Here is an 11246-nt window from a genome sequence, read left to right as displayed (position 1 = left end):
GGGTAATATCTACTTTATTATAAACATTAAACCATTCGGGATGATGATCAAATTTTTCTGCTAAAAGAGCAATTTGGGTCATAAATCCCCATGCCTTAGAAAAATTGGAAAATTTAAAACTTCTGAAAATAGCATCACGTTTTTCAAGAACTTGCCAATTTTTGTGGTCATTTAAAAATTTTTGACGTTGTTGGGGGGTAAGTTTTTCAACCATAATTTCTTCCTTTGATTATTATTCTATTAATAAAGTATTCTAGCGAAAAATATCCTATTATATAATCAAAAATCCAAGCGACTTTATGTCATCTTTTCATAATTTTTGACATGATGTATATTTATAGGCATAGTTAAGAAATTAAATTTATTTCCCATAAACAAAGTATTCAATAATGATTTTCAATTCATGGTCGGCGAGAGATAAAAAAGCGCAGCTCCATTCCTATACGAATGCATTAAAACATGAAGAAATGGGTCCCTTTGTTGTTGAATCTGGGAAAGGTATTTATGTTTTTGATGATGAAGGTCGCAGCTATATTGAAGGGATGGCTGGATTGTGGTGTACGTCACTTGGATTTAATCAACCAAGATTGGTGGATGCGGCCAAAAAACAAATGGAACAATTGCCTTTTTACCATAATTTTACCCATAAAACATCAACGGTTTCAATTGAACTGGCCGAAGCGTTATTGAAAATATCCCCTGTTCCTATGTCAAAGGCCTATTTTACCACATCCGGGTCTGAGGCAAATGATACAGCCATGAAAATTGTTTGGTATTATAATAATGCTTTAAATAGACCCCGTAAAAAAAAGATTATTTCCAGAATAAAAGCCTATCATGGGGTAACAATTGCAACTGCAAGTTTAACGGGGCTTGCCAATAATCATAATGATTTTGACTTGCCTATTTCTGGGATTATCCATACAGATTGCCCCCATTATTATCGATACGGGCATGAGGGTGAAACGATAGAAGAATTTAGCCAAAGATGTGCAGATAATTTAGAGACGCTTATCCAAAAAGAAGACCCAGAAACCATCGCAGCTTTTATTGCTGAGCCGGTTATGGGTGCAGGGGGTGTCATTGTGCCGCCACCCACTTATTTTGAAAAAATTCAAGAGATTTTATGCCGTCATGATATTTTATTTATTGTGGACGAAGTTATTTGTGGATTTGGTCGCACAGGTCAAATGTTTGGGACAACCACATTTGATTTAAAACCTGATATGATAACGATGGCTAAAGCTTTATCATCTGCTTATGTACCTATAGGAGCATTATTGATTAATGAAAAAATTTACAATATTATTCGTGACAATAGTAATAAGATAGGAACCTTTGGTCATGGTTTTACCTATTCTGGTCATCCGGTAGGTGCAGCTGTTGCGTGTGAAACTTTAAAAATATATCAAGAAATTGATATTGTAAGCCATGTCCAAAAAATGTCGTCTTTGTTTCAACAAGGCCTACAAAGTTTGATAGATCATCCTTTAGTGGGGGAGATTCGTGGTATTGGTTTATTGGGCGGGATTGAACTTGTTAAAAATAAAAAAATAAAAGAATCATTCCCTGCAAACTTAGCTATAGGTACAGAAATGATACGTTTTTTGCAAAAACATGGGCTTATTTTACGAAATATTCAAGATACAATTGCCTGTTGTCCCCCGTTAATTATTAATGAAGAACAAATAACAGACTTAATCGATAAAATAAAAATGGGGTTAAATGATACCTTGAATTGGATTTATGAAAAAGAGTATGATAAAAATTAATAAACGAATGGTTTTTTTATGGATTACGAAACTTTTTTTTCAGAACAAATCAATCAATTAAAAGCCGAAGGCCGTTATCGGATTTTTACTAAGATAAAACGCGATCCGGGTAATTTCCCCAAAGCTTTTTATTATGCATCACCAAATAGCAAACCTCGCGATATTACGGTGTGGTGTAGTAATGATTATCTTGGTATGGGTCAACACCCATCCGTTTTAACAGCGATGAAAAATGCGTTGGATCATTATGGGGCCGGATCTGGTGGGACCAGAAACATCGCGGGCAATCATTATTTATTGTCAGAATTAGAAGAAGAATTAGCATCCTTACACCAGAAAGAAAATGGCCTTTTATTTTCATCAGGCTATGTCAGTAATGAAGCAGCTTTGGGCACATTAATTCGGCTTTTGCCAAATTGTGTTGTTTATTCAGATGCTTTGAATCATGCGTCGATTATTGCGGCGATACGTTCTTCTGGGGCTGAAAAACATATTTTCCGCCATAATGATGTTGATCATTTACAGCAATTATTAGGCAGAACTGATAAAAATCGACCAAAAATTATCGTTTTTGAATCTGTATATTCTATGGATGGGGATATTGCCCCTATTTCTGCCCTATGTGATTTGGCTGACCAATATAATGCGCTTACTTATCTTGATGAAGTACATGCTGTTGGCATGTATGGCATGCATGGGGGGGGAATTTCGGAGGAAGAAAATCTTACCTCAAGATTAACGATTATCGAGGGTACTTTGGGTAAAGCCTTTGGAACAATGGGTGGATATATTACAGGATCCAAAACACTTATTGATGTTATTCGAAGTTATGCGCCTGGATTTATTTTTACAACCTCATTACCCCCTGTAATTGCGGCGGGGGCGTTGGCTGCTATTCGCTATTTGAAACATGATCACCATTTAAGAATTATGCAAAAAAACATTGTGCATCAAGTTAAGACCAAATTTATCGAAGCTGGATTACCCCTTATACCATCAACAAGTCATATTGTCCCCCTTAAAATTGGGGATCCGATAAAATGTAAAAAACTTGCTGATGCCTTGTTAAATGACCATGGTATTTATGTGCAACCTATTAATTATCCCACTGTCCCAAGGGGAACAGAACGATTGCGCATTACACCCACACCTTTACACACAGATTTTATGATTAATCAATTAGTGGATGCGTTAATCTTTGAATATCAAAAATTATCTTTGTTAAAAGCAGCATAAATATCATAATTATTTAGAACAAAATTTAAAACTTGGCTTGATAAATTTGTAGGCTGATCTTACATATAAGCAATATATCTTAAAGGGTATTGTCGATGTCCATATTACCAGATCTTAAAACGGTTTTACCTATAGAATTATCTTCTTTATCTGTTGGTCAAGAAGCAACAGGGCTTATTATAGTTGATGAGGTTAATGGTTTTGTAACTGTGGGTGCCGGTAATTTGGCCCCCAAACAGCCCAATGCAAAAATTGACCAAATGGTTTTAGAGACAAATAGATTGGCCCATTATTGGAGCGAACAAAAATGGCCAATGTTGGTTTTTTTAGATAGCCATAACGCCGATCATGATGAACCTCCTTATCCACCGCATTGTCAGGTTGGAACAGGTGAAGAAAATTTGGTATCTGAACTTTTATGGTTAGAACAAGATCCCCAAACAACCTTAATTCGTAAAGATTGTATCAATGGCTATATAGGGGCAAGTCTCCCTGATGGTACAAATGTGGTTCTTGATTGGCTTAACGCATATCGATTAAAAACTGTTATTGTAATGGGGATTTGTACAGATATTTGTGTGATGGATTTTGTTTTAACATTATTATCCGTGCGCAATCATAAATTAGCCCCTTTTTTAAAACATATAGCTGTTTATGAACCGGCATGTGCCACATATGATTTGCCTATGGATATGGTAAAGAAAGATGGGCTGCCCCTAACGGCATCTCATCCCCAAGACTTAACCCATCATTTGGGACTTTATTTTATGGCGTCGCGGGGGGCCATACTGCTTAACAAAATTGAATTTGCTTAATATATGTCTCATGCATTTTTAACAAATTCTGTAACCTCAGTTATTCTGGCAGGTGGTTTGGGTAAAAGATTGGGTGGAAATAAACCCCATAGAATTTTAAATGATATGCCTTTATATCAATGGGCATATAATTATTGTCAGGCGCATACACAGGAAGTTTTTTTTTCTTTAAAACCTCACCAATTCTATCAAGAAAATTTTAAAAACTGTCATGCTGGGATAATCTATGATGTGTCAGATCATATTGATGGACCGATTTCTGGCATTGTATCTTCCTTAATTTGGATTAAAAAAAATCGACCATTATACGAATATATCTTTACGATACCTGTTGATATGCCTTTTTTAGATCCAAACCTATTTAAGATTTTGTGCTCTAACCAAATAAATTATCCAGCAAAACCTTTATATGTTACAGAAAATAATTCATCCCATTATACGATTGCTTTATGGCCAATAACATTGGCTACTAATATTTTGTATCATGTCCAAAATAAAAACCTATATCGTTTACAAGATTTAATGAATTTTTATCACGCGGAAAAAATTGATTTTTCTGAAAAAGGTAGTGAAAAATTTTCTAATATAAATAATTTTATTGATTTGCAAAAAGCTCATGATACTTTAAAAGAGAATAATCAATTACAAGGTAGAAATCAAAAGGTAGGTTATGCAGAACAATCTTAAATCTAAAAATGACATGCGTTTAGAGGCTGATTCAATGGGTACGATAGAGGTACCAAAAGATTGCTATTGGGGGGCGCAAACACAAAGATCACTTGAAAATTTTAAAATTGGGGGGGAATTAATGCCACGTGATCTTATTCATGCTTTTGGATTTTTAAAACATGCTGCTGCATCAGCAAATATAAAATTAGGCGAATTAGATAAAGCAAAAGGGCAACCCATTCTTAAAGCAGCCCAAGAAGTTTTTGAAGGTAAACTTGATGATCAGTTTCCCCTTGTTGTATGGCAAACCGGATCTGGAACACAAACGAATATGAATGTAAATGAAGTTATTGCGAATAGGGCCATTGAATTTTTGGGTGGCAAGATTGGTGATAAATCAGTTATTCATCCTAATGATCATGTCAATTGCGGACAATCATCTAATGATTCTTTTCCAACAGCGATGCATATTGCGGCCGTGACGCAAATTCATCATGATGTATTACCTGCATTAAAAAAACTTCATCAAACCTTGGACGCTAAAAGTAAAGAATTTTCTTCCATAATCAAAATAGGGCGTACCCATTTACAAGATGCAACGCCGTTAACTTTGGGCCAAGAATTTTCAGGTTACGCTATGCAAATTAAAAATGCTGAACAGCGTGTTCAGGCTGTCTTACCCCGTCTCTATCAACTTGCCCAGGGTGGTACGGCAGTAGGAACAGGATTGAACAGTAAAAAAGGATTTGCCGAAGAATTTGTTAAAGAATTATCTCTTTTAACAAAATTACCTTTTGTGACAGCTGAAAATAAATTTGAAGCATTGGCTGCACATGATGCCATGGTTGAATTATCTGGGGCTTATAATGTTATAGCGGTTTCTTTGATGAAAATTGCTAATGACATTCGTCTTTTAGGTTCTGGACCAAGATCGGGTTTGGGTGAAATCAAACTTCCTGAAAATGAACCAGGATCATCCATTATGCCGGGTAAAGTTAATCCCACCCAGGCTGAAGCTATGACCATGGTAACAACCCAAATTATGGGTAACCATACAACCATTACCATAGCTGGAAGCCAAGGCCATTTGGAGCTTAATGTTTATAAACCAGTTATCATTTATAATATACTTCAATCTGGCCGCTTGTTGGCAGATAGTTGTCATAGCTTTGTTGATAATTGTCTTAAAGGTATAGAAGCCAACCATGAACGTATCCATCAATTACTTTCGCAATCCTTAATGTTAGTGACAGCCCTTAACCCCCATATTGGGTATGATAAAGCTGCCAAGGTTGCTAAAAAAGCCTATGAAAATAATAGTACTTTACGGGAAGCTGCAGTTGAGCTTGGTTTCTTAACAGGTGAAGAATTTGATCGCCTTATAAAACCAGAAGCTATGATCAAACCTAATGATTAATATTTAAACAAAAATAATTATTTTTTTCTTGATGGTATCCAAAGCATATCAATTAGGTTTATTTTTAAATTATCATTGATACCTTTAAGATCAAAAGTGAAGGTTGGTTTTTCTTTATTGTCTTGACAATAACAGTTTATAGTAAAATTTGCTTCCTTGGTTGTAAGATGCGTTGACCCTTGGGCTTTTAGTTCAATGTTCTGATGGTCAAATTTTATATCTTCACTATTTAAAGTACCTTGTCTTATGGTAAAACTAGATACTAATTTACTTGGTGTTGTTTTAAGAGATACAAAAAATTTATCCAGTAAATTTAAACTATTTTTTAAATTCAATGAATTTTTTATTTTGTTTTTAAAAACACGGGATAAAACAGCGTAATTTGACTTTAAAAAAGAGGGAGAAAAAATTAATTGTGTTTCGAATTGACCTTTACCATTAAGATTATCAATAAATTCATGCCAATTTTCGCCGCGTGTTTCAAAAACACTATTTAAAGAAATAGGGCCTTCAAAATAGGATGTTGTACCAAGGATAGGTAACAATTTTTTGGAATCTATAGAATCAAGCATCATCGTTCCTGTCAGATGCAAAGAATTTTCCAAAGCCAATTTCCCATCTAAATCAATAGAACCCCCAAGAAAATTAGCACTAAAAGGCGAAAGAGATAAAACACCTTGGTCCAAAATAATAGTGCCAATTAAATTATCGGCTTGATAATTTTTATATCTTAAATGTTCAGCATTTAAGGTAAAATTAACATCATATTTTTTTACAAAATCATTGTCTAAAATTTGGCGATTGAATGTCCATGACGGTTCCCATAAGAAGGATTGTTTATCTAAAAATAAAAATGATAAAAAGGGATGCAATGTTTCAAGATCAAGAAAACTACTTTGCCCATTAAAAAATAATTTTGATCGTCCTTCAACTTCTTTAATTGACCCTGTCCCTTTAAGATCGCTTTGACCTAAGGTTAAAATAAAATCTTTCAATTCAAAATCTGAAGAATTTGTGATCATTTGGCTTTTAAAAGTAAAAGGATTTTGGGTAATTTTCCCTATATCCATATTTTGTTTAGGATATAATTTTATTAAAACTTGTCCTAAAGCTTTAGGATCTGGATACGAGCTATCTATATGTAAATCAAAAGATGAAGGTTCCCATAAACCATCAACTTTAATTTGCCCACCTAGGATGTTCGTTGACGTTGTAAGGGATAGGTGATCGAAAGCACCATCGATTTTTCCCTCACTATTCCAACTGGATAAAGCGAAATCAATATTTTCATTGGGGAATAAAAGATAACGCGGGTTTTTTATTGACCAATTAAAATTGGATTCTATCAAAGGTTTTTTATCAATATCCTTTATAAGTCCATTGAAAATTAATTGGCTTTCTGATTTGGTTCCATTAAGGGTGGCTTTTAAAAATAAAGATTGATCATTATGATCAATTTTACCATTTAAGATAAAATCATCATTCATATAATTTATAAAAGTACTATCCATACCAAAAGTTTGCATAAAAGAAGAAAGATTATGGGTACGGAGATTAAAATCACTTACAATTTTTGGTATAGCTAACCCAAATTGATTGGCATGACCTGTGGATTGGCCTTCCATTCCTAAATCATTTAAATTAAAAGTAACGTCATAATAAAAATCATCAGAATTTCCTGATATTTTGCTTTTTAATTTTAACGCACCTGGTGATTTTTTTACATAATCTTTTAAACCCAATAACCCAAAAGCTAAACTGGAATCTTTGATATCAATATCAATATTACTTTCAAAATTTTTCTTTTGTTCAAGATCGGTTATGCTGCCATTTAAATTAAAACGACCCCCTGCAAAATTATCACTGGAAATGTCACGAAAAATAAGATTGTTATTTTGATTGGCTAAATCAATATGAACATTTTCTATAGTGTGATTTTTCCAGGTTAAATTTTTTATTTTAAGATCTGTATTGGCATGTAATGAAGCAAACGAAGAGAAAAGTGACCATGGATAAGATAAAGAAGGATTTTTAATCTCTTGGTCCCGAGATTTATAAAAAGATAAATAATCGGTAAGATTAAGTGTATCAATTGCTCCTTGAATAAGGGTATCAGTTGATTGGTTTTCATGTTGGGGCAAATGAAAGGTAATTTTCCCGTCGAACTGACTGTTGTTCCAATTGATTATAGCTTGATCAAATAAAAGCTCATTATTATTGAGCATGATGGTACTAGATAAAGAAAATTTATCGAACCAAGGTAGATTATGTTCAATAGAATATCCGAACCATTGCCAGAATAATTTCGGATCATCTGATGTAATTTTAATTGGCCCGGTAAAAGTTGGTATTTTATTTGAATAATCAACTTGACCCTTCAAAGATATGGATGAATTACCAGGAAAATGACCCGAAAAAGAATCAATATTTATATGGGAATTGTTAAATTGGATTTTGCTTTGGATCGTATCTATGGTTTGTCCGCGGTATCGAAAATTATCAATGATTAAATTAATAGTGTACATATACTGGGACAGAATAGATCCCAAAATACCATTTGTTTCCTTTTGTTCAAGCGTTACTGGAATTTGGCCACGTGGTTTATTCTGCCAGGCATCTAGATCAACAAGTGGGGTGGAAAGGTTAATCTCTCCTTTTAAAATAGAATCCTTGTTTCTGGTGAAAGATGCATCCCCTTTCATTTCCTGGTCAAAAATTTGTAAAGTTAGATTGTCAAAAATACTTTTTTCTGACGTGATGTTAATTTTACTATTTAAAGTAAAAGGTATATCAAAGATACCAATTCCTTTTAATGTAGGATGAATAAAAGAAGGGTTAAGTGTATTACTTTGAAGCGTTATATTCCCATTAAGAGTGGGAAGAGTGGTATGAAGATTAAGGGTGCCATCCACCATACCCATTAAATTTAAACTATTAGATTGAATTTTGACTTTAACACTGGCAAGTGATGAATAAGAGGGTTGGTGGCTATACCAATCAAAATTAAAATTTTGATCCTTAAAAGTAAAAGAACCCTGGACATAATAAGGTCCAATGAATGATTCAGTCTTTAAATTAAGATCAACGTTTTGAAATTCATAATGTGTATTGGTTTGGGTATCTTGATAACTAAAAAAACCATGTTTAATTGCAAGATTATGAAGTTGCGCATTAAGAAGTAAATTTTGAATTGACGCAAGATCTCTTAAGGTTGGGCTTTTGGTAACTGGATCTTTTGATTTATTGGTAAAAAAACTGTCTGCAATTTTTTCAAGTTGAATTTTAGGTTCAATTAAAACAACTTTTTCTAAATTAAGTTTTCCTTTTAATAAAGATGGAAAGGTTAAAACAATTTCTACTTGTTGGACTGATGTAATAGGAAAAGAATTTTGTGTATTGCTAAATTCTATATTTTCTGCATGAAAGGTTGGGGTTGGAAGTAAGGTGAAAGAAAGCTTGCCTTTAATAATAAATTGTTGCCCCGTTGTTTGAAAGGCAAGTTTGGCGATATCATCTTTATAATAATTCCAATCAATAAAATTAGGGATGATTAAAATTGCACTTACTGTAATAAAAATTAATGCAATAAACCCTAATATTAAATTACGAAATGACATGAAAGGATAATTTATGATTTATTTAATATTTTATACTTGATGAAATTAATTCCTAATAATATTCAACCCATTGGGCTCTATTATAAGGTGGGGCGCTATTTTCGGCAAAGAATTCCAGAGCATGCGTAATTTTATCATGATCTAATGTATAAAAAGAGGTCGCATAAAATATATTTGTGCCATTTGTTATAATTACTAAACTCATTCTTTTATTTTCACTATAGGAAATATTTTTTTTTAATTGGCATTGCCATTGACCAGGGTAATGGGAATTAAGTTCGATAAAATTATCAGCACCTTTAATTCGTTCACGGGTTTGCGGCCATTCGGCAACAAAATTTGGGGCCAGTAATTGTTTTGCGGCATACCAATTGCGTTTGTTAAAATGGTGCCATAACAAAGTAACAGGATCATGGGTTAAAATGCTGACAGGTTCTTGTACGGGTAACATAATCTTATATGAAGTGTGCTAATAAGAAGTTTATATTATATAAGCTATTTTACAGATAATTTAAATAAATAAGCAATCAAGATTCAAGGACTTTTATTAACAAATAGTAAGATCATAAGTTATAAAAAAACCCGTTTTTATAAAACGGGTTTTTTGAATTTAAATTTCTACCTATTAATTTAAACACCATTTATCAAAAGGTGGTGGTGGGGTGTAATCAGAACAATCAGGGCGCGCTAATTGAATAGATTTCCCACTATCTTTTGCAATAGGTTGTTTGGTGGTAGGTGCACTTGCAAAAGCAGATGCGGATGCCAATAAAGCTAAAGCAATTAAAATACTACGTGTCATTTATTATATCTCCTAATAAATTGATTAATAAAATATATTATATCTTTAAAATAAGAAATTTAAAACTAATATAACATAATTTTCAATTTTTATATAATAAAATTGCTTTGTCAATATATTTTAATGATTTATTAACCATAATTTAAAATTATTGGAAGTAAGTAATTTTATGGTTTAAAAAAAGCCCACTTATCGTGGGCTTTTAAATAAAACTTATAAAATTATAGACAAGGTAATTTTGAATTATCTGGTAAATTATCACAAAGAGGGAAAGCCAATTGGATTTGGTTACCGATTTTTACAGATGCTTTGTCTGGTGTTGTGCTTGCAAAAGCGGAAACCGAACTTAATAAAGCTAAAGCAATTAAAATACTACGTGTCATTAATTTATCTCCTAATAAAAATTAAATTATTTAATAGTAAATATTTAATATATAATATTATATATTGCATTAAAATAAGATAATAAAATTATTATGTCAATATATTTATATATAAATTTCTAGAATAGTTAAATTTACTAATGTAGGGATAGAATTCAATTTTCGAGATTTGTTATCGGCAATAAAAAGCGGGTTTTAGATTTTTAGAATTTTTATATATTAAAGACAATTTGCTATTGAAGCTAGATCACACCCACCTGGAGTAAATCGAATTTCATTGCTATTTGGAGCTAATTGAATTTGATTGCTATTTTTTGTGGTAGTTTTATCTGTTGTTGTATTGGCAAAGGCACAAATGGAGTTTAGTAAAGCAATGGTAATCAAAAGAGTATGGATCATTATTTATCTCCTATTAAAATATTTTTTTTATATTATATATTCTATTATATTTTCATATAAAATTAATTTATTGCCAATAATTTAATTATAAATATAATATATAATAAATTTAAGAGTAGATTACAGGTAGAATAAG

Annotated in this window: 11 protein-coding genes; 5 read left to right on the top strand and 6 right to left on the bottom strand. The window is 32.5% G+C overall.

Features of this window, described 5'->3' with window-relative positions:
- On the bottom strand, nucleotides 1-214 hold a 214-nt coding region (locus K1X44_08185), incomplete at its 3' end, for a 4a-hydroxytetrahydrobiopterin dehydratase (GenBank protein ID MBX7147271.1).
- A 175-nt stretch (nucleotides 215-389) separates the two neighbouring features.
- Here K1X44_08185 and K1X44_08180 point away from each other — a divergent pair.
- From K1X44_08180 to fumC, 5 genes are all read left to right on the top strand, one after another.
- On the top strand, nucleotides 390-1772 hold the full coding sequence (locus tag K1X44_08180; protein MBX7147270.1) for an aspartate aminotransferase family protein: 1383 nt from the start codon (nucleotides 390-392) through the stop codon (nucleotides 1770-1772).
- A gap of 18 nt (nucleotides 1773-1790) precedes the next feature.
- Nucleotides 1791-3008 (top strand): 5-aminolevulinate synthase, encoded by a 1218-nt coding sequence (gene hemA, locus K1X44_08175; GenBank protein MBX7147269.1) that lies wholly within the window; start codon nucleotides 1791-1793, stop codon nucleotides 3006-3008.
- A gap of 95 nt (nucleotides 3009-3103) precedes the next feature.
- A complete protein-coding gene (locus K1X44_08170) occupies nucleotides 3104-3823 on the top strand; it encodes an isochorismatase family protein (protein ID MBX7147268.1) in 720 nt (239 codons plus the stop codon).
- A 3-nt stretch (nucleotides 3824-3826) separates the two neighbouring features.
- Nucleotides 3827-4510 (top strand): molybdenum cofactor guanylyltransferase, encoded by a 684-nt coding sequence (locus tag K1X44_08165; protein MBX7147267.1) that lies wholly within the window; start codon nucleotides 3827-3829, stop codon nucleotides 4508-4510.
- Nucleotides 4494-5909: a class II fumarate hydratase gene (gene fumC / locus K1X44_08160; GenBank protein ID MBX7147266.1), complete on the top strand. Its 1416-nt coding sequence runs from the start codon at nucleotides 4494-4496 to the stop codon at nucleotides 5907-5909. The genes K1X44_08165 and fumC overlap by 17 nt, the downstream gene beginning before the upstream one ends.
- Nucleotides 5910-5926: 17 nt before the next feature.
- On the opposite strand, the gene K1X44_08155 is transcribed toward fumC, so the two are convergent.
- The 5 genes from K1X44_08155 to K1X44_08135 form a co-directional block, all read right to left on the bottom strand.
- A complete protein-coding gene (locus K1X44_08155) occupies nucleotides 5927-9526 on the bottom strand; it encodes an AsmA family protein (protein ID MBX7147265.1) in 3600 nt (1199 codons plus the stop codon).
- A gap of 52 nt (nucleotides 9527-9578) precedes the next feature.
- Nucleotides 9579-9977 carry a hypothetical protein gene (locus tag K1X44_08150; GenBank protein MBX7147264.1) on the bottom strand — a complete coding sequence of 133 codons (399 nt, stop codon included), beginning with the start codon at nucleotides 9975-9977 and terminating at the stop codon, nucleotides 9579-9581.
- Nucleotides 9978-10151: 174 nt separating this feature from the next.
- Complete coding sequence (locus tag K1X44_08145; GenBank protein MBX7147263.1) at nucleotides 10152-10328, bottom strand: hypothetical protein; 177 nt, start codon at nucleotides 10326-10328, stop codon at nucleotides 10152-10154.
- A gap of 221 nt (nucleotides 10329-10549) precedes the next feature.
- Entirely contained in the window at nucleotides 10550-10711 is a 162-nt protein-coding gene (locus tag K1X44_08140; GenBank protein MBX7147262.1) for a hypothetical protein, read from the bottom strand.
- A 219-nt stretch (nucleotides 10712-10930) separates the two neighbouring features.
- A complete protein-coding gene (locus K1X44_08135; protein ID MBX7147261.1) occupies nucleotides 10931-11110 on the bottom strand; it encodes a hypothetical protein in 180 nt (59 codons plus the stop codon).
- Between the last annotated feature and the right edge of the window lie 136 nt (nucleotides 11111-11246).

The sequence above is a fragment of the Alphaproteobacteria bacterium genome (genome assembly GCA_019695395.1).
GTDB lineage: Bacteria > Pseudomonadota > Alphaproteobacteria > JAEUKQ01 > JAIBAD01 > JAIBAD01.
The sequence above is the reverse complement of the archived record's forward strand: the minus strand, read 5'-3'. Positions and strand labels throughout refer to the sequence as shown.

Excerpts from the sequence above, each read along its gene's own strand:
- K1X44_08150 (MBX7147264.1), bottom strand. The coding sequence starts at position 9,977 with ATGTTACCCGTACAAGAACCTGTCAGCATTTTAACCCATGATCCTGTT.
- hemA (MBX7147269.1), top strand. The coding sequence starts at position 1,791 with ATGGATTACGAAACTTTTTTTTCAGAACAAATCAATCAATTAAAAGCC.
- fumC (MBX7147266.1), top strand. The coding sequence starts at position 4,494 with ATGCAGAACAATCTTAAATCTAAAAATGACATGCGTTTAGAGGCTGAT.
- K1X44_08140 (MBX7147262.1), bottom strand. The coding sequence starts at position 10,711 with ATGACACGTAGTATTTTAATTGCTTTAGCTTTATTAAGTTCGGTTTCC.
- K1X44_08135 (MBX7147261.1), bottom strand. The coding sequence starts at position 11,110 with ATGATCCATACTCTTTTGATTACCATTGCTTTACTAAACTCCATTTGT.
- K1X44_08170 (MBX7147268.1), top strand. The coding sequence starts at position 3,104 with ATGTCCATATTACCAGATCTTAAAACGGTTTTACCTATAGAATTATCT.
- K1X44_08165 (MBX7147267.1), top strand. The coding sequence starts at position 3,827 with ATGTCTCATGCATTTTTAACAAATTCTGTAACCTCAGTTATTCTGGCA.
- K1X44_08180 (MBX7147270.1), top strand. The coding sequence starts at position 390 with ATGATTTTCAATTCATGGTCGGCGAGAGATAAAAAAGCGCAGCTCCAT.
- K1X44_08155 (MBX7147265.1), bottom strand. The coding sequence starts at position 9,526 with ATGTCATTTCGTAATTTAATATTAGGGTTTATTGCATTAATTTTTATT.
- K1X44_08145 (MBX7147263.1), bottom strand. The coding sequence starts at position 10,328 with ATGACACGTAGTATTTTAATTGCTTTAGCTTTATTGGCATCCGCATCT.